This window comes from Pontibacter sp. FD36 (assembly GCF_015686655.1).
GTDB lineage: Bacteria > Bacteroidota > Bacteroidia > Cytophagales > Hymenobacteraceae > Pontibacter.
Genome location: NZ_JADPMP010000001.1, coordinates 265,315 through 288,805, shown reverse-complemented (window position 1 = coordinate 288,805; position 23,491 = coordinate 265,315). Strand labels below are relative to the sequence as shown.

The window sequence follows — 23,491 nt, the reverse complement described above, 5'->3', positions numbered from 1 at the left end:
AGGAAGATTTATGAAAAAGGGTAAAGAGGTGTATATATTTGGTAAGTTGATATACATCAGTCTTTAAACCGCTTCCACTTGATCATCATGTACTTGTCACCAAGCTCGGTGATCATCATACCGGCGCCTTTCAGGTTAGCGCTGTTTTTCATATGCTCCACCAGTTCAGCGTGGTTCAGGATCTTGTAGGTGGGATGATATTCTGTTTTCTCCGGGGCCTTGATCTTATACTTGCGCACCCAGTTCATAATTGAAACGTGGCTTACGCCCAGGATACGCTCAATCTCGCGATAGCTTATACCTTCAATATATAGCTGAAGCGCCTTGGTGACATAGTAGGTGTCTATACCTTTCCCGAGCTTGTTTACCGTGAAATAGTAACCGCACTTCTTGCAGCGGTAGCGCTGTCGATCGTTGATGATGCCACTTTTTACGACTTCCAGGGCATTACATTTCGGGCAGATTGGGTTTTTCATAACAGCCTCAGGTATAGCTATAAAACAACTATACTAATTTAGCATAACTATAGCAAATTAGCAATAATGCTTTAAAAACTATTTTTGTCAGTATCAGCAGGTTATGCGTGTATAAACATCAGTCGGTTGCTATATCTAAGTGTTGTAATCGAAAAAGCCCTGCCACATGGGCAAGGCGCTACTATCATGTATGTAAACGATGATCTAAAACTACATGTCCCGCACAGACACAATCACTTCATCAAACTTATCGGTATTGTTCAGAAACCAGGCAATCTTGCGTCCCACGTCTTCCGGGGAGGCCAGTTCACCTTGTTCCTTGTAATCTCTAAACCGCTGCACATTGCTAAACTTATCAGCATCGCTCTCCCGGATATGCTCCTGCATAGCAGTGTCTACAACACCCGGCGACAGGGCGTATACCCGCACGTCAGTAGCCCGCACATTCTGCTCCTGCTGTATCGTCTGCGACAGCATGTCAATTGCCGCCTTAGAGGCGCAATAACTCGCCCAACCGTCTATCGGGTACTTTCCTGCTCCAGAGCTGATATTCACGATCACTTTTGGAATCTGTAATGACTGGTATACCTGCAGGAAGGTATTCATCAGCATGGCCGGTACAATTACATTGATATCAAACACAAACTCAAAGCGCTCGTTCGGCATTCCTTCACCTACGTAGCCAATATCTCCCAGCACACCGGCATTGTTGATCAGCACGAGACGTTCGGCATCTTTAAAAGGTACGAACACTTTATGCAGGTTGTGCTCCACAGCAGGTATATCCGAAAAATCCAGCGGCTGATGGCGGTAGTTCTTGTGCTGAATGGTGCTGTTGCGGCAAACGCCAACCACAAAATTGCTCTCGTCCTGCAGCAATTCCTCGGCGATGGCTTTACCTATACCTTTGCTCGTTCCGGTGATGATGTAGTAGTTCATGGGAGGTTAGTAGTTTAGGAGTTTGTGAGTTTAGGAGTTAAGAGTTGTTCTCAACATACGATTTTGGATCGTGTATTGATTATACCTATACCTGCTGGCAGATGTTACTTCCAACAAAAAAGCTGTTGCCTCTGCTTTCGCTGAAACAACAGCTTTTAATTTCGTGAGTCACAGACTCGTTTGGATTTAAAAGTGACGGGAACAATTCCCGCGCCAGATCTCTAAAGAGTATGCGCACGATTCGGGCAGGTAGCGACTTGCTCCTAAACTTAAAGAATATACTGACTCAAATCGCGATTCTTCACCATGTCAGCCAAACGATCCAGCACCATCTCACGGTTTACCACAATGTGGGCATTGGCACCGATCTTATCCGGCACATCGAAGAGGATGTCGTTGAGGAGACGACTCATGACGGTATGCAGACGACGGGCACCAATGTTCTCTACCTCTGAGTTTACCTCATAGGCAATGTTGGCGATTTCATCCAATGCTTCGTCAGCAAAGCTCAGCTCTACGTCCTCTGCTTTCAACAGAGCCTCGTACTGCTTGGTCAGTGCATTCTTCGGGAACTTCAGGATCTGATAGAAGTCGTCCTTGGTCAAGCTCTGCAGCTCCACACGAATCGGGAAGCGGCCCTGCAACTCAGGTATAAGGTCAGATGGCTTGGCAACGTGGAACGCGCCGGCTGCAATGAACAGGATATGGTCGGTGTTGATCACGCCATACTTGGTGTTCACCGTAGAGCCTTCTACGATTGGCAGCAAGTCACGCTGCACACCTTCGCGGCTCACATCCGGGCCGCTGCCTTTGCTGCTTGAGCTGGCCACTTTGTCGATCTCGTCAATGAAGATCACACCGGAGTTTTCCGCTTTGAAGATCGCCTCTTCCTTCACCTCATCCATGTCGATCAGTTTAGAGGCTTCTTCCTCCAGCAAAATCTTGCGGGCTTCAGCGATGGTCACCTTGCGCTTCTTTGTCTTCTTCGGCATCATACCGCTGATCATCTCCTGGATGTTCATCATGGAAGCCTCGTCCATACCTGGCCCCATTGCACCTATACCTGGCATGGCGCTCTGCTGAATGCGGATCTCGATCTTACGGTCTTCGAGTTCGCCATTACGGATTTTCTCTCTGAACTTCTCACGGGTGCGCTCGTTCAACTCGTAATCATTGTCCGGCATGCCGTTTGACTCGGAAGTACTCGAGAAGCTTGGCGTAGCACGGCCACCTTGTATTGGCGGAATCAGCGCATCAAGGATGATGTCTTCCACCACCTCGGCTGCTTTTTGCTTCACCTCTTCCTTTTTCCTGGTCTTCACCATGTTCACCGACTGCTCTACTAGGTCGCGTACCATGCTCTCCACGTCGCGACCCACGTAGCCTACTTCTGTAAACTTAGAGGCCTCCACTTTGGTGAAAGGGGCATCAGCGATCTTGGCCAGACGGCGGGCGATCTCGGTTTTACCCACACCGGTCGCACCGATCATCAGGATATTGTTGGGCACGATCTCACGGCGAATATTTTCGTCAGCGTTCATACGCCGCCAGCGGTTGCGTAGCGCGATGGCCACATTTCGTTTAGCGTCTTTCTGTCCGATGATATATTTATCCAGCTCCTCAACAATCTGGGCTGGTGTTAAATGCTCTAATGAATCTAACATGTTCTATACTTAAAATTTATAAAACTGGCAGCTGAACTAATAGTACCAACTGCCTTAATCTTTACTCTTACGTTTCAGGAAGGTGCCTGTATCAGTGCTGAGCGTGATATAATGCGTGCCGCCCGACGGATGGAAAAAGGCGCTTCCGTAATTCAACTCGAAGGCCCGAACCCGCAGCATAGCTCCTACTGAGAAGCCGGCACCTCCAGCGTTGCTGTCAAGCCGAAGCTCTTTGCGCCGCAAATGGTTATACCCGGCCCGCACCTGAAAGTTTTTGCTGAAGATGAACTCTGTGCCCACTACAAAATGCCGTGCAATCTGGTCACCAACCTTTTTCTCCTCCTCCACCTCGTTGCCGTTAGCGTCAAGCCGACCTGATGTGTTAGGGTCCAGGTATACAACGTCAAACTTGTACAGGTGGTGTGCGGTGAGCGAAAGCCTTACCGGCATGTGCTCCGGCTTGTAGCTTGCACCCAGCTGCACGTCAAAAGGCATCGCCTGCCGATCGGCACCTGTAAAGGAGCGCACCTGGTAACCGATATTTTTGAAGGCCATTCCTATGCTCAGGTCGTGCTCGGGGTGCTGAAAAGCGCCTCCCACATCGGCAAGTATACCTACCGCTTTCTCGCCGGCCATACTCGAGACAGCTACTTTGGCAGTAGCACCCACTGTAAAAGCCTCCGCCTGCCGCGAGTGACTAATGCCCAAGGTATAGTCGTTCACCGAAAAACTGCCTTCTTCCATACCTGTGTGGTCGCGCTGAACAAAATCACCATAATTCAGGTAATTCAGACTCGCAGCCCAACGGCCGTACCTGCTTGTGTTGAAGGCATAAGCCATGTTACTCTGCTTGATGTCCGCCAGGTAGCCAACGTAGCTCAGGGACAGCTGACGATCCATGGCTTCGTTCAGCAAAGCGGGATTCGAAGTGACCATGTTCACATGATGCCCCGGCGCACTCACGTTCACGCCGCCTAGCGCCGCCAACCTGGCATTGCCGGGCAGTTGCAAAAAAGGAAACCCGCGCTGCCCACCTACCTGCGCCCAACCACTGAGAGGAAAGCCCAGGAGCACAGCAAGTAAAAAGGCAGGGGCCAGCTTCATGGCTTACTCCTCACTCCTCCCATTCTCCGTCACCACCAACTTCAGGGGATGCTTTACCTTCTGCTTGAGCAGGGCAATCTGCACGACTTCATCCACACGGTCGACATAGTGGATATGCAGCCCTTTGATGTACTGGTCTGGAATCTCCGTGATGTCCTTGCGGTTTTTCTGGCAAAGAATAATATCCGATATACCTGCTCTTTTTGCAGCCAGAATCTTCTCTTTAATGCCGCCCACCGGCAGCACCTTGCCACGCAGTGTAATCTCACCCGTCATAGCCAGACGTGACTTCACTTTGCGTTGTGTGAACACAGAGGCAATGGAGGTGAAGATCGCTATACCTGCTGACGGACCGTCTTTCGGCACAGCGCCTTCCGGGAAGTGGATGTGCAGGTCGTATTGATCAAACAGGCGGTAGTCAATCTCCAGTAGCTCAGCGTGGGCCTTCAGGTAAGAGATCGCCGTCATGGCTGACTCCTTCATCACATCGCCCAATTGGCCTGAAAGTGTCAGTTTGCCTTTGCCTTTGCTCAGGATGGACTCAATAAACAGAATATCGCCACCAACTGAGGTCCAAGCCAGACCTGTTACTACACCGGCTGTGTCAATGTCCTGGTAGATTTCCTTGTCGAAGGTCTCCGGGCCCAGGATCTTCACTACATCATCTGGCTTGATAGAAGGAGTATATTTCTCTTCCATCGCCTTCTGCTTGGCCGTGTTGCGTATTACCTGCCCGATCTTGCGCTCCAGGCTGCGCACACCCGACTCGCGGGTGTAGTCGTCTATCACTTTCTGGATGGTGGCTTTTGACATTTTCACGTCTTCTTCCTCCAGTCCGTGCTCCTTCACCTGCTTCGGCACCAGGTGGCGTTTCGCGATCTCGGTCTTCTCTTCTAAGGTATAGCCAGTGAGTTCGATGATCTCCATACGGTCGCGCAGGGCGGGCTGAATGGTATCCAAGGAATTGGCCGTGGCAATGAAGAGCACCTTCGAGAGGTCGTACTCCACGTCCAGGTAGTTGTCCATGAAGGTATGGTTCTGCTCCGGGTCCAGCACCTCCAGCAAGGCCGACGATGGGTCGCCACGGAAGTCAGAGGCCAGTTTATCGATCTCGTCGAGGATGATCACCGGGTTGGAAGAGCCTACTTTTTTGATCTGGCTGATGATCTTGCCCGGCATAGCGCCCACGTAGGTACGACGGTGACCGCGAATCTCGGCTTCGTCACGCACCCCTCCTAGTGACATTCTGACATATTTACGCCCCAAGGCGGTGGCTATGGAACGGCCCAGCGAGGTTTTACCAACGCCCGGAGGTCCGTACAGGCACAGGATCGGCGCCTTCATATCCTTTTTGAGTTTGAGCACGGCCAGGTACTCAATAATGCGCTCCTTTACTTTCTCCAGACCGTAGTGGTCGGTGTCGAGTATCTTTTTGGTGCGCTTCAGATTGAAATTATCTTTGGTGGTCTCGTTCCAAGGCAGGTCCAGCAAAAACTCCAGGTAGTTTACCGCCACCGGATACTCGGCGGCCTGCGGATTGAGACGGGCCAGTCGCTCTATCTCTTTGTTGAAATGCTTGGCAATCTGCTCTGGCCATTTCTTTTTGAGAGCACGCTCCCGGAATCGCTCGATCTCCTGATCGGGTCCCTCCTGCCCCAACTCGTCCTGCAACACCTTGATCTGCTGACGCAAGAAGTAGTCGCGTTGCTGCTGATCAATGTCAGTGTGTACTTTGGTATGGATTTCCTGCTTGAGCTCCAGTAACTGGATTTCGCGCAGCATGATCTCGAGGAGTTGCGTACCGCGCTCTACACCGTCGTTCACTTCCAGCAACTTCTGCTTCTGCGCCACATCCACGTTCAGGTTGCTCGACAGGAAGTGTGTCAGAAAACTTGGGCTATCAATATTATCGAGGGCGACCTGCGCCTCCTGCGGAATTTCCGGGTTGAGTTTCAGCATCTTGGCGGCCGCATCTTTGAGCGAGTGCACCAGCGCCTTTACCTCTTTGCTCTTCTTGTTCGGGAAGGTGTCTTTGCAGTAGCTCACCTTCGCTGATAGGTATGGGTCTTCCTGCGTCACCTCGTCAATCTTGAAGCGGCTCTGCCCCTGAATGATAATGGTCGTGTTACCATCTGGCAGCACCAGCATTTTCAGGATCTTGGCCATGGTGCCGATGTCGTACAGGTCTTCGGCCGTGGGATCGTCGCTGTTCGTGTTGCGCTGCGCCACTACCCCGATGATCTTATCGCCTTTATGGGCTTTGCGCACCAGGCGCACTGATTTTTTGCGGCTAACGGTAATAGGCAATACCACACCCGGAAACAATACTGTGTTGCGCACCGCCAGGATAGGCAGCTCGCCCGGCATATCTTCTGGCAGCATTTCTTCATCAGGGTCTGTGGTTATTACTGGAATCAGATCGTCGCTATCGTCTATCGACATGTTTCCGATTAAAAGATGGTTTAAAAAGTTCTTCAGTGTATAGTTCATAGGTTGTATCAGTGCCAAATTGACATAAAGATAGTGGAAATTCCGCTTTATGCCTGTGGAGTGTATAATAGTCAAGAGCTGTGCCAAGTGCGTCCGCCCGCCCAAATTGTCGCACAGGTAGCAGCGTTGGCACTTATCCACAAAATATAAGGGATAATTAATAAATCGTTTCAGAACATAGGCTAAAAAATAATATCTTTGGTTTCAGGTATCATGCTCTGTGCCGATGAAACGACTTATCACTCCTGCTTTCTTCCTGCTGCTCTTGCTGGCTCCACTCCTGTGCGTAGGTCAGTTGAAGCATACGCCATTGCAAGACGGACCTGATGTAAAGGTGAAGAAAAAGACTCCGAACCAGGAGATGCACCTGGAATTCCCGAACCTCAACAAGATCACCTTCTACAAGGATTCCAAGAAGCTTTCGGAAATACAGCGCCTAGAGCGACGCAAGCAATACGGGCAGGCACTGCCGTTGCTGGAGCGCTACGTACGCAATTTCGGCATTCAAAACTTCTACAAGGACACGAATCTGCTGTGGAGACTAGGCCAGCTTTATGAGCGCCAGGGTATGATGGACCAGGCCATGGAGGTATACCGCCTCGTGCTCAAGCACCACCGCAGCGATGTGCGTCAGGTGCAATCCTACTACGACTCGCTGGAGCAGAACACCAAAGACTACTACGTCCCGCTGAGTTACTATTATGAACTGGTGGAGTACCGCAAGTCCATCTCGACCTACCAGCCACCACGTGGGGTATACCTGAACATGGGCAACAGCATTAACTCCCCTTACGAAGACTATGGCCCTACGCTCAGTGCCGACAACAATAAGCTTATTTTTACTTCAAAGCGCACCTTCCAGGGTATAGAGAGTAAGCCAAACGAAGACCTGTACTATTCTGATAACAGCAATGGTTACTGGACAGAAGCGCAGTCATTTGGCAAGCCGATCAACAGCATCTACAACGAAGGCTCTGCCACACTCACCCGCGATGGCAAAACGCTCTACTTTGCACGTTGCGAGTCCCCGGACGGTTATGGCAATTGCGATATCTACAAAGCCACGCTGCAACCCAATGGTGAGTGGCATGAAATTGAGAACCTTGGCCCTAACGTGAACAGCCCGGCCTGGGACTCGCAGCCAACCCTATCACCTAACGAGGACACGCTCTACTTTGCCTCTGACCGCCTCGGTGGTTTTGGCTTGTCTGATATCTATTTCACACACAAGTTGAAGAACGGGACTTGGGCGCCGGCACAGAACATGGGGCCTGTTATCAACACCCGCCAAAGTGAGGTAAGCCCCTTCTATCATCCAAAGTATAAAGTGCTCTACTTCAGCTCACGTGGGCAGTTGTTCAATTTCGGTGACTTCGACATCTATAAAACCTACCTGGTTGGTGGCAAGTGGCAGGAACCGCGCAATATCGGACCTTTGGTAAACGGGCGCGGAAGCGAATACTACTTCACCATCGATTCACAGTCGCAGAACCTGTACTATGCCCGTTCCGAAGAAAGCGACATCAAGAACCTGGAACTTTACTCTTTCCCGCTGCCGATGGAAGCACATCCGCTGGCTGTGACTAAAGTAGAAGGCGTCTTGCGTGACTCGGTTTCCAATAAACCGCTGTCGGGCATCATCTCCATCATTGACCTCGACAACGGCATCGAGATTTCGTCGAAGTACATCCGACCGGACGGCTCCTTTGCCTTTAACCTAATTGACAACTCCAGGTATATGATGATCATCCAGAGCCCGGATTTCTTCACAATTGAGCGGGAATTGGCCCTGCAACAAGATACTTCGCTGCAGATCATGACCAAGGTGATTGATCACAGCATCCCAATGGTATTCCGAAATATTGAATTTGAGCCGAACGAATCGAATATTACACCGGAGATGCACCCGATATTGGACGAGGTGGCTTATTACCTGGCCGAAAACCCAAGTTACCGACTCGAGATCTCAGGCCATACCGACAGCGCCGGAGACCCTGAGTTCAACCAAATTCTATCGAAGGACCGGGCAGACGCCATCATGATGTACATTCAGCACAAAGTGCGCATCGACGATGGCCGGATTGATGCCTATGGCTACGGAAGCAGCAAACCGCTGCGTGAGGAGAGAACGGAAGAAGATCGCCGCATTAATCGCCGCGTAGAGTTCAGGCTAATAAAACCAGTACTACAGGGACGAGGTATAGGAAAGTAGTTTATCCCGATTCTTATACCTTATGCCATTCACCGCTGCGCATCCCGCCGCCATTCTTCCTTTGCTCAAACACAGGCGCTGGTTCTCGGCTACCGGCCTGATCACAGGCAGCATTGCTCCGGATTTTCAGTATTTCCTCCTGCTCCCACTTTTCAAGCATGGCGGCCATACCCTGGAGGGCTTACTATACTTTAACCTGCCAGTGGCGCTGGTTATTGCCACTGTCTTCCACCTGATCGTACGTCGGCCAGCTGTGGCACACCTCCCCGATTGGCTGAAACGCCGCGCTCTGGCTGTAGCGCAGCTCAACTGGATTACCTATCTAAAGGAGCGTTGGTTTGTATTTGCAACATCGGTTATCATCGGTGCAGCTTCGCACATCTTCTGGGATAGCTTTACGCACGAAACAGGTTACTTCGCAAGTCGGTGGCCTCTATTGACTAGCATGGTGCATGTGATGGGTCAGGAGATCATGCTTTGCCGTATCATCCAGCACAGCAGTACGCTGGTAGGTGGCTTTCTTATCCTGCTCTATACCTGGCGTCAGCCGACGGTGGCTATACCTGACAAGATGGGCTGGGAGCAGAAAATATGGTTCTGGACAGGTATAGCAATGGCGGGTTTTGTCTTTATGGGCTATGCCCTTTACGCCAGCGCTTTTATGCGTTCAATGATGGGTGTGGTGGTATCTTTTCTGACAGGCTCTATGCTGGCGACGGTCATCATCAGTATAATGGCGCAATTAAGCTGGCGCAGGCAGCGGTCTTAAAAGGACATTTTGCGGGTGCCGTCGTTCCTTTGAAAGAGGGTGCTGTTCACCTTTCCTTTGTAGTCCAGGTTTACAATGTTCATCTGATCGTTGAAAAGCTCCTGCAGCACAACATTGCGCACATACAGGTGTGTGAGGCTTTGTGTCTTCACAGGCACTTCCAGGTATACCCACACCACATCAGCCTCCTGCTCAGCTCCGACAAAGGTATGTTTCAGCGGTTTGCCTTTCTCCAATTCAAAAGAAAGTGTCGTCCCCATGTAGTCCTGCACCATTTGCTGCACTTGCGGAGACTGGCTATACCTTACCGTTGATTTGTTCCTGAGAGAGAGTGCATTCTCCAAGTCATCCATAAACACCTTCACAGCTACTTCCAGGCTTTGCGTGCGCGGGTTGTACCGGGCGTCGGTAATGCTGGCGTGATAGTCGTGGGCGTGGGCGGCAAGGCTCGTAAAACTGAGCATCAGTGCCAACAGGATTATTCGGAACATACTTATTTCTGGGCTTGCGGAAGGTCTGCCAGCACGCGACGGGCCATGTTCGGCATGTTGTCGCTCACAATGCGCTGCACGTCGTTCATGTTCGACTGATAAGGCACTTTCACCTTGTTGCCTGACACGAGCTCTCCCTTGCTGTCATAGATTGAGTAGTGAACCAGGAAATCACGCTCGTAGTTCCAGCTGGCGCGGTCGAGGCAGTTTTCATAATTTGTCTTCACCTCAAACTGGTTGATGAACACGTAATAGTCAATGCCATACTGTCCGTTGAAGTGTGAGAAGAATTTTGGGTCTTTCACCTTCACACCGAAGTGTTTGTTTTCATCCTGCGCCACAGGTACGGTGGCCGGCTGTCCGCCTTTGATGTTTACTTTCTCTTTCTGGCGCTTCACCCAGTCCAGTGCATTTTCACGCTCCTTTACAGCTGGCTGGTGGTTGTAACGCGACTGCTTGTTGTCCTGATAGCCGTAGCTCAGCGATTTGTACAGGGAGCTCAGTTCGCTCACACTATCGCGATACACACCGCCCAGCAGGTTGATCGTTTCATAACCCTCCGGCGCCAGCATTGCATTTAGCCTGCCACGGAACACATGGCGCACGTTTTGGCGTGGTATCTTAGAATGTCGGGCGATCTCGTCGTCAGCGTCTGAAAAGTACAGATAGGGATCAAACGGCACTACCAGGATGCGCTGCTTCTCCTTGCTCTCCAGCGTAGGCAGCTTGGAAGCCGATGCCGATGTACTTGCCTGCGTACGGGCAGGGGCTGTTGGGTTAGTCGTACTGGTTGCTCTTGCTGACTGTGCAGGCGGAGTAGCGGCTGACCTGGAAGCTTGTGTCTGTGGTGCGGCCTGGGTCTTGGCGGCAGGCTGCTTAGCTGGCGTAGCCGGTGTATTGGCTGCGGTGGTTGCTGGTTTTACGGCTGGCGCCGGAGTATTCGCAGTGTTGTGCTGCTGGCTGTTAGCCGAAGCAGGCTTGGCAGCAACTGTTTTAACCTTCGCTTGGGGGTTCGTCAGGTATAGTGTCTGCCCCATGTTCAACTGTGTACCATTCCACTTCTGCAGTGAGTCAATCGGGATGTTGAACCGGCGCGACAGGCTGTAATACGTGTCACCTTGCTGCACCAGGTAGGTGGTGTCAGCTATGGCAGATGGCTGCGGTATAGAAAAAGCCGATGCTACTGGTGTAGCACCGGCTTGATTAAATGCAAATAGAACAAAAAGAATGGCAATAGTTAGGACGCTCTTCACGATGGCTTTCATAAAAGAATCTTTGGTTAGAAGATTATCTTGAATACATCGTTAAATATAGCAAAAGCCATTAAGCCCAACAATAAAACCATGCCCACTTTTTGAGCGTTTTCTAAAAAATTATCTGACGGCTTGCGGCCGCTGATCATCTCGTATGTCAAAAATACAACGTGGCCACCATCCAGCGCAGGTATAGGCAGGAAGTTCATAAAGGCCAGCACCATCGACAGCATACCGGTGATCGACCAGAACTTGTACCAGTTAAAAGTATCACCGAAGATCTGCGCTATACCTATTGGTCCGCTCAGTGACTTGGAAGCTGAAACCTCGCCTCTGAATATTTTTCCGAATCCTTTCAGGTTGGCTGTAATCACACCAAAAGCCTGATTGGTACCGCGGGGAATAGACTCACCCAAGCTGAAATCACGGGTGGCGTACTCCAGCAGTGGCTTCTGATAGAAACCCAGCGTGCCGTCTTCGTTTACAGTAGCCTTTAGGGCCACAATCTCGTCATTACGCTCTACTTCAATGTTCACAGGCTTACCGGCATACTTCTGCATCGCCGCCTGGAAATCGCTGAAGAACAGCGTGCTTTCACCGTTTACTGATTTGATATAGTCTCCTGCTTTCAGGCCAGCTTTGTCAGCGTTGCTATTGGGCTCCACCTGACCTACCATGAACGGTTCACGCGGTTGAATGAACACCATGCGCTCCTTATTGTCGGCCATGCGGTCCATGAAATCGGCAGGTATAGGAATATCCACCTGGCTGCCGTTGCGCTCTACCGTATAGTACGAGCCACGGTCCAGCAGCATGTCCATGGAGTACACGTCATTGAAATTCTCAAGCGGGCGGCCATTCAGTGCCACGATCTTATCGCCAGGCTGAAACCCAAGCTCTTGACCAAGTTGGTTTGGCTGCACGCCATACTTCACTTCGCTGGCCGGCAGGTATGTTTCGCCATAATAATAGTTCAGGGCGATGAAAATAACGATACCGGTGATCACATTCACGATGATACCACCCATCATCACGATCAGGCGCTGCCAGGCTGGTTTGGCTCTGAATTCATACGGCTCCGGGTCTTTCTTGAGTGCCTCTGTGTCGAGCGACTCGTCCACCATACCTGTTATCTTCACGAAACCGCCCAGTGGAATTGCCCCCACCATGTACTCTGTTTCGCCTATTTTCTTACTAAATACTTTTGGTGGGAAACCAATCGCATACTTCTCAACACGCATACCAAACCATTTGGCAGTCAACATGTGTCCCAGCTCGTGCAATCCAACTAGTATTGTCAGGCCCAAAAGGAGCTGGCCCACCATTATTAAAATATCCATTTAATAGAAATAAATTTAGAATCGATGATTATGATCAGAGCTCAACACGCCACAGAAGCTTTTAAAAGCTCAGCTTAGCTGCCACCTCTGCCGCGTAAGCACGTGTCTCTCTGTCTGTTGTAACATAGTCTTCGTAAGAAGGATTCGCAATATACGCAACTTTTGCCATACTGCTCTCGATGATATCGGACATCTCCAGGAAGCCAACCTCTTCACGCAGGAAGGCAGCAACGGCAATTTCGTTGGCTGCGTTGAGGATGCAGGGCATGTTGCCACCACGTTCCATCGCATCAAAAGCCAGTTGCAGATTGCGGAAAGTCTCCAGATCCGGCTTCTCGAAAGTGAGCTGCGGATAGTCCAGAAAGCTGAAGCGGGGGAAGTCGTTCTTGAGTCGGTTCGGGTAGCCCAGCGCATACTGGATCGGCAGTTTCATGTCGGGCAGACCGAGCTGCGCCTTGATGGAGCCGTCCTGGAACTGCACCAGCGAATGAATGATGGACTGCGGATGCACCACCACCTCGATCTGCTCGTTCTTCAGCCCAAAGAGCCACTTCGCCTCGATCACCTCCAGCCCTTTGTTCATCAGCGAAGCTGAGTCAATGGTGATCTTGGCGCCCATCTCCCAGTTCGGGTGCTTCAGCGCCTGCGCCCGGGTCACCTGGTGCAGTTCCTCAGCTGTGCGGCCACGGAATGGCCCACCTGAAGCAGTAAGAATGATTTTCTCGATCGGATTGTGAAACTCACCGGCCAGGCACTGGAAAATAGCGCTGTGCTCAGAGTCAACCGGGTAAATGTTAACGCCCTGCTGACGGGCCAAATCGGTGATCAGTTGTCCGGCTACGACCAGCGTTTCTTTGTTAGCCAGCGCGATCTCTTTGCCGGCTTTGATGGCGCGGATGGTTGGCTGCAGACCGGCATAGCCCACCATGGCAGTGAGCACCATGTCTACTGTCCCCATCTCTACAACAGAGTTGAGCGCATTAGCACCAGCGTATACCTTAATGGCTTCGTGTTGCAGGGCATCGCGCACCTGCTCGTAGTGGGCTTCATTGGCGATCACGACCACATTCGGTTTAAAGGCCAGGGCCTGAGCTATCAGTAGATCGGCGTTATTGTTGGCGGTAATGACCTCCAGTTCAAAACTATCAGGATTGGCCCCGATCACCTCCAGGGCCTGCGTGCCGATGGAGCCTGTGGAGCCAAGTATGGCAATTCGTTTCATTCGTTTGTTTTAGTAGTAAGGGCGCCCGAGGACTCGATCAGGCCATCGGCCAGCTTGCGGTCGTTGCTCAGACGCGGCACTTTGTTCTGCCCGCCAAGTTTGCCTTGCGACTTCATGTAGTGGCGGAACGTCCCCTGCGGCAGCGACCTGATTTTCAGATCGGCCAGGATATGGCCTGTGATCAGATCGTCATAATAGGTATTCAGTTTCTGCAATTGCGCATTTAGTTCTTTTTCAAAGGCCTCCATATTGGCAGGAGGTATAGAAAACTCTACAAACCACTCGTGAAAAGACTGTCCCTTATCCTGACTCACGTAGGGAGCCACCGTGAACTCTACCAGTTCCACCAGGGAGTAGTTTTGCATGGTGCGCTGCATCGCCTTTTCTACCTCCTCGCCTATCACGTGCTCGCCAAAAGCTGAGATGTAGTGCTTGATGCGGCCACTCACGATCAGTTTGTAAGGTTTTACAGAAGTGAACTTCACCGTATCGCCTATGGAGTAAGCCCAAAGGCCGGCATTGCTGCTAACAACCAATGCATAATTCACGCCCGGTTCCACTTCGCCAATGGTAAGGCGGGTCGGGTTTTCATTGAAGTACTCATCGGTCGGTATAAACTCAAAGAAGATGCCCGCATTCAGCAACAGCAACAGCCCTTTATCGTGCTGCTCGTTCTGGTAAGCGAAAAACCCTTCGGAGGCCGGAAATGTTTCGACAGAATCAATCTCGCGACCGATCGACTCGAACAGCTTTTTGCGGTAAGGCTCAAAATTCACGCCACCATACACAAACAGCGAAAAATTCGGAAAAATATCCTTAACCGGCTTGCCTGTCTGCCTGATCAGCTTATCAAAATACATCTGCACCCAGGGCGGTATACCTGAGATAAGCGTCATGTTCTGGTCGATCGTCTCTTCGATGATCTGGTCGAGCTTGGTCTCCCAGTCCTCGATGCAGTTGGTTTCGTAGCTCGGCAGTTGGTTGGTGCGCAGGTAGCCCGGCACGTGGTGGTTCACGATGCCTGACAAACGCCCGGTATGGATCCCTCCTACCTCGTCGAGCACCGGACTGCCTGACAGGAAGATCATCTTGCCGTCCAGAAAACTGGAATTGCCTGTTTCGTGGATGTAGGATAGCAGCGCGTCTTTCGCCCCGTTGATGTGGTTGGGTATAGAGTCTTTGGTGATCGGGATGTACTTGGTACCTGAGGTGGTGCCGGATGTTTTGGCCAGGTAGATCGGTTTGCCGGGCCACAGGATGTCGGGCTCGCCTTCTTTTACGCGGTTGAAGTACGAGGCTAGTCCCTCATAGTCGCGCACGGGCACGGCCTTTACAAAGTCGGCGTGGGTCTTTATTTCAGAAAAATGATGTTCGCGGCCAAAGGCGGTCTGCTGCGCTTTTTTGATGATCTTCTCAAAAACAGCTCGCTGCGCTTCTACCGGGTTCTGTATCCAGGACTGGTGTTTTTTGTGCACGTAAGCGGCCAGGGGCTTACTGAGCCATGCTTTCACACCCATATGGTTTTTCTTTTTTTAGAAGGGGTAAATATAGCCAGATAAACGGGCTTTGCCATAGTCGTTCACCATGTTTTACCTACATGTTATTTTTAGGGTTAACAAAAAACGGCCTCCTGTAGTTTATAGGTATTGTATTCATCTAAAAACAACACAAATGATAGAACTCATGAAAAAAAGCACAGCAAAGGCTCAATGGAACAAAGGCCTTAAAAACGGCAGCGGAGAAGTAGCATCAGGCAGAGGACACTTTAAAGCGAGTTATACCTTCGCTTCCCGCTTCGGCGACGACACTTCTGCCACTAATCCCGAGGAACTGATTGGCGCCGCACACGCTGGCTGCTTCTCTATGTTTCTGAGCTCCCTGCTCGAGAAAGCCAACCACGAACCAGAGTCAGTGCAAACAACTGCTACTGTACACCTTGGCGAGAAGGATGGCGCTCCGCAAATCATGCTGATCGAGTTGAACACCGAAGCCCGGGTGGAAGATATCGAGGACGATGAATTTCAGAAACTGGCGCAGGAGGCCAAGGCAAACTGCCCTGTTTCAAAAGCATTGGGAGCCGTGCCGGAGATAAAACTGACTGCCTCACTAAAAAAATAAAATTACTATATTGCAGCTTGCACATAAACTGTGCTCGTTTGTTTCACTTTAATAGCTTTATATGCCAACAGCCGGTAATGCAAGATCGTCGCTTTTAGTACAGTTAAGCCCTTCGCGCAATGCTAAGCTTTCGTTCACAGTGCAACTGGTGCTTACCCTTTTCTGGCTGGCCTGGGCCACGATGCTCCTTCTGAGCGACAACCCAACCAACGACCAGAATTACCTGTACTACATTTTCTTCGGCCTAGCGGTCGTTTTTCTGGGCTATGTGATCCTGCAGAACACCTCTGTATTTGGCATACAGTCTTATATTGAAGTGACACCGGAGTATATCGTGCAAAAAAACGGCGTGTTCCGCACCAAGATGATCACGGCTATACCTGACATCGAAGCGGTACATGTATCGCCAATGGCCCTGCGCATTACGCAGCGTGATGGCAACAAGGTATACCTGGACCTGAAGCAGATTCGCAAGAAGCGTGACATTGAGAAAGTGAAGAGCAGAATCCGCGAACTGAGCACCCAGCATAACTTCGAAGTAACTGAAGCTAATCTGGCTTAAGCAAGAATGCCATGAAACCCTCTCCCGAAAAACTCCGCTTCTGCTTCATAGTAGTTATTTTGCTGACTGCCGTGCTATACTTGGAGTTCAGCCCTAATGCCAGCCCGCAGGCCTATTTTGTTTTGGCACTTGGTGGTATACCTGCTTTGCTAGCGGGGGTATATAAACTGCAGAAAGCGAGAAAATAATCAATTAAATGACCCGAATAGAAAGAGGGCTATACCTGCGCAGGTATAGCCCTCTTTCTATTCCAGGGAACAAACGATAGGCATAGCCCAAACAAGAACGGCCGCTACTAAGGTATAGTAGCGGCCGTTTTCATTTTATATCGGTCAGGTATAGCTTAACCTGCCTTTGACTTAAACTTCTTCTGTAGTTCCTGAATGCTCACCTTGAATTTCTTATCTGTATCGATCAGATCTGAAACGGTTTGCACGGAGTGGATTACGGTACTGTGGTCGCGGCCGCCAAAGTGGTAGCCGATCGACTTGAGCGAATGGCTCGTGAACTCCTTGGCGAAGTACATGGCCACCTGACGTGCCGTCACGATCTCCTTCTTACGGGTCTTGGCCTTGAGTGAGTCCAGGCTCACCTGGAAGTATTCTGCTACGGTCTTTTGGATGAAGTCGAGGTTCACCTCTGTTTCTACATCCTCAATGATATGCTTCAGGGCCTGCTTGGCAAGCTCCAGGTCAATTTCTTTGCGGTTCAGCGACGACTGCGCGATCAGGGAGATCAGCACGCCTTCTAGTTCACGCACGTTGGTGTCTACGCTGTAAGCCAGATACTCCACCACGTTGTCAGGAATATCGATTCCGTCGCCCTGCATCTTCTTCTGGATGATGGCCATACGTGTTTCGAAGTCCGGGCTCTGCAGGTCGGCGGTGAGGCCCCACTTAAAGCGGGACAACAGGCGCTCCTCTAGTCCTTTCAGGTCGCGTGGCGGACAGTCCGAGGTCATCACGATTTGCTTGCCGGACTGGTGCAGGTGGTTGAAGATGTGGAAGAACATTTCCTGTGTCTTCTCCTTTCCGCTCAGGAACTGCACGTCGTCGATGATCAGGATATCCACCAGCAGGTAAAAGTTGGCGAAGTCCTGTACGTTGTTCGTCTTGAGTGACTCAATGAACTGGTTCACGAATTTCTCTGACGACACGTAGAGCACGAACTTCTCCGGGTTGCTGTTTTTGATGTGGTTGCCAATGGCCTGCACCAGGTGCGTTTTGCCCAGTCCCACACCACCGTATACCATCAGCGGGTTAAAGGAAGTCGTCCCCGGCTTATTGGCCACGGCATAACCAGCCGAACGCGCCAGGCGATTACAGTCACCCTCAATGTAGTTCTCGAAGGTATAAGCTCCGTTCAGCTGCGAGTTCAGGAAGTTGCGGTCGATGGTCTTAGACTCGAACGGGCTCTTGATGAAATTTTGCTCTGGCCGGTAAGAGTTAACAACGGCCTGTGGAATTTTCTTAGTTGGGATATTAACCGTTTGCGGTTTGTTCGCCTCGTTGCCACGGTCCACAATGATAGAGTACTCCAGGCGCCCCTCGCTGCCCAACTCCTGGTAGATCACTTTCTTCAGCAAACCTACATAGTGTTCTTCCAGCCACTCATAAAAGAACTGGCTAGGCACTTGTATGGTCAGCACGTTGTCGCGCAGGGACAAAGGCTTGATCGGTTCGAACCAAGTTTTAAAGCTCTGTTCGCCAATATTTTCCTTTATTACCTGTAGACAGTTACTCCATACTGTTGAACAGTCTTTTATCATCCAATTTTCCAAAACACAAAAGATTCGTTTGGTGCAACAAACCTCTCCTTAACGGCGGGGGGTTACAAATTTGACTAATTTATTCTAAACAAAAAATTATTTATTCACGAAGTTAATACAGGGTTATCCACAGCCAAGACAGCGGTCCTTGTGTCGGTCCTTCTCTTTGATTTTCTGCTGAATGTAACATCTATTCTGCCCAAAAACAAACCTGACCAACCCACTTGATTGATCATGGTTTCATGGCCATTTTCGTGGCGTAGCACCTCTGGCTTATCCATGAAAGTATGGGTATGCCCACCCAGTATGAGGTCGATGCCGCTCACCCGCGTCGCCAGCTTGCGGTCGTCTATCATTTCGGTGTCGTAACTGTAGCCGAGGTGCGAAAGACAGATCACCAAATGGCACTTCTCCTGCTCCTTCAGCACCTCCACCATTTCGCGGGCTTTCTCCACAGGGTCCAGGTATACGGTCTCGCCGTACATGTTCTTACTCACCAAGCCATTCAGCTCTATACCCAGGCCAAACACGCCTACCCGTACACCCTGCTTTTCGAATACCTTGTAAGGCTGAAAACGTCCTTTCAGGATGGTATTGGAGAAGTCGTAGTTAGCCGTGAGGAACGGAAAACCGGCCAGCGGAAGCTGTTTTTGCAGTCCTTCCAGTCCGATGTCGAAGTCATGATTGCCGAGGGTAGCGGCATCGTAACCCATCTGGGTCATCAGTTTGTACTCGAGCTCGCCTTCAAAGAAGTTGAAGTACGGCGTGCCCTGCCAGATGTCGCCGGAGTCAAGCAGAAGCACGTTCGACTCCTGTTGCCGAATATTTTTGATCAGCGTGGCACGGCGGGCCATACCGCCCATACCGCCATACTTGCGCCCGTCATCCGGAAAGGGGTCTATGCGCGAGTGCTGGTCATTGGTGTGCAGGATGGTCAGTTTGATACCATCACGGGCGGCCTCTGCCGAAAACGGCATACCCAGCATGCTTATACCTGCCGCGCCGAGGGCCGTGTGCTTCAAAAAGTCTCTTCTCTTCATGATCAGGTATAGCTTATTGGATAACGGTCACACGCTTTTCGGCTGGAGCTGTTACCTGTTTGCCAGCAGCTGTGAGCTGTTGTATTTGCTGGTGTATAGCGTCTCGTAGCAAGAGGCCCAGCTTTTCATATTTGATGGGGTTCTTGAGCATGACGAGATTGTCGCCGCCGCCGGCCAGATAGTCGGATGTCAGCAAGGTATAGGTCTTGTTCGGATCGAAGGGCTGGCCTTTGATTTTAATGTCTCGTGCCTTGCCATCGGCTACGGTATAGGTGGCATTGCCAATGTAGATGATCTTACGGGCGGCGGCATCGTCGAACAGCTGCTCCACGGTTTTTCCGCTCAGGGTGAGTACCACCATCTCGTTCTCGAAAGGCATCAGCTCGAAGATATGGCCTGTAGTAATGTTGCCTTCCGGCAGCGGCACACGCAGACCACCCTCTGTCGTAATAGACAGGTCGATCGGCTTGCCGTAGATCGGTTCACTCTGAGCCAGCTGCAGATCCACCACGAAGTTGCCAAGTGGCGATTCGTAATCACCTTTGCCCAAGGCCACAGGCGCCGTCCCCACCACTTCCGACATTTTCACGGTTACTTCCTGGCGGTACGGAGCCACCAGCGCCTCCACTGCCGGATCAACTGCTATGGTTTTGTCAACGGCCAGGTCTGTCTCGCCCAGATTGGCCGAAGGCTGCAAAGGCCGCTGGCAGGCAACCAAACTCAGGGCCAGGGCCAACCCGGAGATGTACTTTAAATAAGGGCGCTTCATGGGGTACTGCTGTAATTATCCCCAAAGTTATCAACATTGAGGGGTACCGGCAAAGTGCCAGCCTAGATTATTTTTTCTTAGGCACTTACTAAAAACTTACACGTTGTCACCCAGTTATATAAATGTTTGGCTATATCTTTGAGGCCTAATTTTTATACATGAATTATTATCTCAGCTTTCACTACTTATTTGTCATCCGAAAGATTATGTTGGTATAAAGCAAGAGACAAATAGTCAAATATTTAAATGAATAATACTAAACCAAAACAGTTGTTCGTATTATAATAAACCTCCACCTCTAATCTCTTAGCTATGAATAAAATACATTTACTCCTTTGCCTTACCTGCTTGCTTTTTGTGCCGATAGTGTCTCAGGCAACCCACATTTACAGTGGTCACATCAGCTACACGGTGGACCCGCAGAATCCGCTGAGGTATAATTTTGTACTGACAATTTCGGCTTTTGCCCACTCCCCTGCCGACGAACCTTATACTATAATGGCAATGGGCGATGGCAACACGGTACGAGTAGAAAGGAATATTCCTATCATCCGCACAAGCAGACACTACACCACACAGACCTTTAGCTGGACTTATACTTACGAGACGATTGGTAATTACCTGGTGCAATGGACCAGCGAAAACCGTAATGGCGGCATCATCAATATTGGAGGGATATCAGATCAAGTATCTTTAAACATCTATACCCGCGTGAAAGTCGGAGCCACACCACAAAACCTAAACGGAGCTAAACTAGCAGGCTCACCCATCATCGATGCTTTTGTCGGTGAGCCCTGGATACATAATTTACTGGCTTACGATGCGGATGGCGATTATCTGATGTATAAACTTGTGACACCCCGACACAAAAACCAAGCCGGTCAAACAGATGAGATTCCTAATTACACCAGGCCTGTTGGACTTACCATAAACGAATTTGGCGAACTGCACTGGCCTAGCCCTGTTCAAAAAGGCCAATACGTAATAGCAGTGTTAATAACAGAAATGCGTGATGGGCGGGAAGTCGGGTCTATGCTAGTAGATTTTACTATGAACGTACTCGAACGATCCAGCCTGCCCACGATTAGCATTATAAACAAGGACCGCCTAACAATAAATGCAGACGGCTCTATCCAAACATGGCCCGGGCAGCCAGTCAAACTCGAGTTCTACCTCCGCGAGAACGCTGATAGTGACCTGCCTTTGACGGCTAATGCCTTTGGAGAAATAGATACACTACAATTAGTTGCTTCTTCGCTGAGTTACCGTGACACACTAGGGGGCTTCGCAGTTACCTATACCTTTACACCTTCTGCTAATCTGGAGCGCACGGAGCCTTACCTCATGGGCATGCGGGCGAGGCAGCTCAACAGAGAATCTAATTCTTCTTTTTCGCGTGATGTTGAGTTTGATTGGGCCTTTGCCTACTTCTACATAGGAGAGCAGCGGCGCCCGCTTTCTTCCGGCGACAACCTGTTTCCTGAAAGGCCGAAGCTATACCCGAACCCTACACGGGGTGAGTTTACCATTGAGGCACCTGACCTGCCAGGCCTGCACCTGCTGGTGCGGGACATCACGGGCAAAGTGGTGGCAAGCTATACCTTAAGGCCAGGCAGAAATAACTTCATACGACCGGCTAAGCTGGCTTCGGGTCTGTATACTTATACCCTCACCAGCCAGCTTTCTCCCATCGAAACAGGGAAGCTGGTGCTGCAGTAGCCTCAGAAACAAAAAGGCTCCCCCACCAGTCGGTGAGGGAGCCTTTTCTATACCTGTTCTGTTTATTTCTTACCTTTTCCTTCCATGTAATTTAAGGTCAGGCTCGTCAGTGTCTTCACACCCAGCTTCAGTCCGCTTTCATCGATAAAGAAATCCGGTGTATGATGCGGGGCTACTTCCTCTGGCTTCTTGCCTTTGGACATACCGCCAACGAAGAGGAACAGGCCCGGGATCTTCTCCTGGTAGAAAGCAAAGTCCTCAGCACCGGTCACGGCTTTAGCCAATACCACTTTGTCGCGTCCGGCCACAGTGTGCAGTGTAGGCAGCATGCGCTCTGTCAAAGTTGGGTCGTTATAAGTAACAGGAGTTTGCGGGATAATCTCTACCTCTGCCACCGCACCACTGCTCTCGGCAATTTTGGTGGCGGTCAAGTTAATCTTTTCGTGCAGCTTCTTCTGCATCTCCACATCCAGCGCCCGGATAGTGCCTTCCATCAGCACTTCCTCAGGTATGATGTTATTGCGCACACCTCCATGGATGCTACCCACCGTGATCACAGCGGCGCCTTCCGGTAGGTGCGTCTGGCGGCTAATGATCGTCTGCAGGCCGTTGATGATTTGCGCTGACACCACGATCGGATCTATACCTGACCAGGGGTAAGCACCATGCGACTGCTTGCCTTTTACCTTGATGCGGAAGATGTCGGCGCTCGCCATGGTACCTCCCGGGGTGTACTTGATGGTACCAACTTCTGTCTGCGAGTTAATGTGTAGCCCGAAGATCACTTCAGGCTTTGGCCCTTTATCGAGCACGCCTTCTTTGACCATTAGCGCAGCTCCTCCCTCCTCGCCAATCGGCGAGCCTTCCTCAGCGGGCTGAAAGATAAACTTCACCGTTCCCTTAAGGTCATTTTTCATACCTGCCAGAATTTCGGCGGCCCCCATCAGCATGGCAATGTGCGTGTCGTGCCCGCAGGCGTGCATCACGCCTACTTCCTGGCCATTGTAGGTGCTGCGTTCTTTGGAGGCGAAGGGCAGGTCTACCCGTTCGGTTACCGGCAGGCCGTCGATATCGGCACGCAGGGCCACTACCGGCCCGGGCTTGCCGCCCTTCAGAATGCCTACTACACCGGTATGGGCCACACCGGTCTGCACTTCCATACCCAGCTTACGCAGGTGCGCTGCAATCTTCTCGGCCGTTTTGGTTTCACGGTTGCCCAACTCCGGGTACTGATGGAAGTCGCGGCGCCACTCGATCACTTTCGGCTCTATTTTATCAGCCATGGTGTTGGCCTTGGCCAGTAGTTTAGAGTCCTGCGCAAAAGCAGGTACAGTAACGAACAGACCGAGGCAAAACGGCAAGGCCTGGCGAAGCAGGGGTTGAGGTATCTTCATGGTTGAGGTATAACTTTTAGGGAATACTAAAGCTACTCATTTTGCACGATGCATGCCAACAAAATAATCAGGCATCATGCCCCTTCAGCCAACAGAGTCCCTGCGAAGCAGCATACCTTATACCTACGCTCCTTTGTACACGTACAGTTATAAGCATGACC

20 protein-coding genes are annotated in these 23,491 nt (G+C 50.8%); 6 read left to right on the top strand and 14 right to left on the bottom strand.

The genetic code is table 11. From position 1 onward, the window contains the following. Positions 1 to 56: 56 nt before the first annotated feature. From I0P70_RS01250 to lon, 5 genes are all read right to left on the bottom strand, one after another. The gene (locus I0P70_RS01250; protein WP_196114396.1) at positions 57 to 476 is read right to left on the bottom strand and encodes a helix-turn-helix domain-containing protein; all 420 of its coding nucleotides are present in this window, start codon (positions 474 to 476) and stop codon (positions 57 to 59) included. A gap of 210 nt (positions 477 to 686) precedes the next feature. After that, on the bottom strand, positions 687 to 1,415 hold the full coding sequence (locus I0P70_RS01245) for an SDR family NAD(P)-dependent oxidoreductase (protein ID WP_196114395.1): 729 nt from the start codon (positions 1,413 to 1,415) through the stop codon (positions 687 to 689). Between the two features lie 269 nt (positions 1,416 to 1,684). Further along, positions 1,685 to 3,079 carry an ATP-dependent protease ATPase subunit HslU gene (gene hslU / locus I0P70_RS01240; RefSeq protein WP_196114394.1) on the bottom strand — a complete coding sequence of 465 codons (1,395 nt, stop codon included), beginning with the start codon at positions 3,077 to 3,079 and terminating at the stop codon, positions 1,685 to 1,687. Between the two features lie 54 nt (positions 3,080 to 3,133). After that, positions 3,134 to 4,183: a type IX secretion system protein PorQ gene (porQ, locus tag I0P70_RS01235; protein WP_196114393.1), complete on the bottom strand. Its 1,050-nt coding sequence runs from the start codon at positions 4,181 to 4,183 to the stop codon at positions 3,134 to 3,136. 3 nt (positions 4,184 to 4,186) lie between these two features. After that, entirely contained in the window at positions 4,187 to 6,625 is a 2,439-nt protein-coding gene (lon, locus tag I0P70_RS01230) for an endopeptidase La (RefSeq protein WP_370583168.1), read from the bottom strand. A gap of 274 nt (positions 6,626 to 6,899) precedes the next feature. Between lon and I0P70_RS01225 the strand changes: the two genes are divergently transcribed. Both I0P70_RS01225 and I0P70_RS01220 read left to right on the top strand, forming a co-directional pair. Next, positions 6,900 to 8,885 (top strand): OmpA family protein, encoded by a 1,986-nt coding sequence (locus tag I0P70_RS01225; RefSeq protein ID WP_196114391.1) that lies wholly within the window; start codon positions 6,900 to 6,902, stop codon positions 8,883 to 8,885. A gap of 22 nt (positions 8,886 to 8,907) precedes the next feature. Next, positions 8,908 to 9,654 carry a DUF4184 family protein gene (locus tag I0P70_RS01220; protein WP_196114390.1) on the top strand — a complete coding sequence of 249 codons (747 nt, stop codon included), beginning with the start codon at positions 8,908 to 8,910 and terminating at the stop codon, positions 9,652 to 9,654. On the opposite strand, the gene I0P70_RS01215 is transcribed toward I0P70_RS01220, so the two are convergent. The 5 genes from I0P70_RS01215 to I0P70_RS01195 all read right to left on the bottom strand — a co-directional run bounded on the left by I0P70_RS01215 (position 9,651) and on the right by I0P70_RS01195 (position 15,477). After that, positions 9,651 to 10,145: a DUF6702 family protein gene (locus tag I0P70_RS01215; protein ID WP_196114389.1), complete on the bottom strand. Its 495-nt coding sequence runs from the start codon at positions 10,143 to 10,145 to the stop codon at positions 9,651 to 9,653. The genes I0P70_RS01220 and I0P70_RS01215 overlap by 4 nt on opposite strands. 2 nt (positions 10,146 to 10,147) lie before the next feature. After that, a complete protein-coding gene (locus tag I0P70_RS01210; RefSeq protein WP_196114388.1) occupies positions 10,148 to 11,410 on the bottom strand; it encodes a LysM peptidoglycan-binding domain-containing protein in 1,263 nt (420 codons plus the stop codon). Positions 11,411 to 11,424: 14 nt separating this feature from the next. Then, positions 11,425 to 12,738, bottom strand: coding sequence for an RIP metalloprotease RseP (rseP, locus tag I0P70_RS01205; protein WP_196114387.1), 1,314 nt, complete (start codon positions 12,736 to 12,738; stop codon positions 11,425 to 11,427). Between the two features lie 61 nt (positions 12,739 to 12,799). Next, positions 12,800 to 13,960: a 1-deoxy-D-xylulose-5-phosphate reductoisomerase gene (locus I0P70_RS01200; protein ID WP_196114386.1), complete on the bottom strand. Its 1,161-nt coding sequence runs from the start codon at positions 13,958 to 13,960 to the stop codon at positions 12,800 to 12,802. After that, entirely contained in the window at positions 13,957 to 15,477 is a 1,521-nt protein-coding gene (locus tag I0P70_RS01195; RefSeq protein ID WP_196114385.1) for a GH3 auxin-responsive promoter family protein, read from the bottom strand. The genes I0P70_RS01200 and I0P70_RS01195 overlap by 4 nt, the downstream gene beginning before the upstream one ends. A gap of 154 nt (positions 15,478 to 15,631) precedes the next feature. Here I0P70_RS01195 and I0P70_RS01190 point away from each other — a divergent pair, with 154 nt between their 5' ends. The 3 genes from I0P70_RS01190 to I0P70_RS01180 all read left to right on the top strand — a co-directional run bounded on the left by I0P70_RS01190 (position 15,632) and on the right by I0P70_RS01180 (position 16,828). Continuing rightward, entirely contained in the window at positions 15,632 to 16,078 is a 447-nt protein-coding gene (locus I0P70_RS01190) for an OsmC family peroxiredoxin (RefSeq protein ID WP_230391922.1), read from the top strand. 61 nt (positions 16,079 to 16,139) lie between these two features. Further along, positions 16,140 to 16,640, top strand: a complete 501-nt coding sequence (locus I0P70_RS01185) for a hypothetical protein (RefSeq protein ID WP_230391921.1) — start codon at positions 16,140 to 16,142, stop codon at positions 16,638 to 16,640. An 11-nt stretch (positions 16,641 to 16,651) separates the two neighbouring features. After that, complete coding sequence (locus I0P70_RS01180; RefSeq protein WP_196114383.1) at positions 16,652 to 16,828, top strand: hypothetical protein; 177 nt, start codon at positions 16,652 to 16,654, stop codon at positions 16,826 to 16,828. 155 nt (positions 16,829 to 16,983) lie between these two features. Here the strand turns inward: I0P70_RS01180 and dnaA are convergent, their stop codons facing one another. The 3 genes from dnaA to I0P70_RS01165 all read right to left on the bottom strand — a co-directional run bounded on the left by dnaA (position 16,984) and on the right by I0P70_RS01165 (position 20,217). After that, entirely contained in the window at positions 16,984 to 18,408 is a 1,425-nt protein-coding gene (dnaA, locus tag I0P70_RS01175) for a chromosomal replication initiator protein DnaA (RefSeq protein ID WP_007654476.1), read from the bottom strand. A 104-nt stretch (positions 18,409 to 18,512) separates the two neighbouring features. Continuing rightward, entirely contained in the window at positions 18,513 to 19,448 is a 936-nt protein-coding gene (locus I0P70_RS01170; RefSeq protein ID WP_196114382.1) for a bifunctional UDP-sugar hydrolase/5'-nucleotidase, read from the bottom strand. Between the two features lie 13 nt (positions 19,449 to 19,461). After that, complete coding sequence (locus I0P70_RS01165; RefSeq protein WP_196114381.1) at positions 19,462 to 20,217, bottom strand: 5'-nucleotidase C-terminal domain-containing protein; 756 nt, start codon at positions 20,215 to 20,217, stop codon at positions 19,462 to 19,464. Between the two features lie 312 nt (positions 20,218 to 20,529). Between I0P70_RS01165 and I0P70_RS01160 the strand changes: the two genes are divergently transcribed. Then, complete coding sequence (locus I0P70_RS01160) at positions 20,530 to 21,936, top strand: T9SS type A sorting domain-containing protein (protein WP_196114380.1); 1,407 nt, start codon at positions 20,530 to 20,532, stop codon at positions 21,934 to 21,936. A 62-nt stretch (positions 21,937 to 21,998) separates the two neighbouring features. Here I0P70_RS01160 and I0P70_RS01155 read toward each other — a convergent pair whose 3' ends face one another. Further along, on the bottom strand, positions 21,999 to 23,330 hold the full coding sequence (locus tag I0P70_RS01155) for an amidohydrolase (RefSeq protein ID WP_196114379.1): 1,332 nt from the start codon (positions 23,328 to 23,330) through the stop codon (positions 21,999 to 22,001). Positions 23,331 to 23,491: the final 161 nt, after the last annotated feature.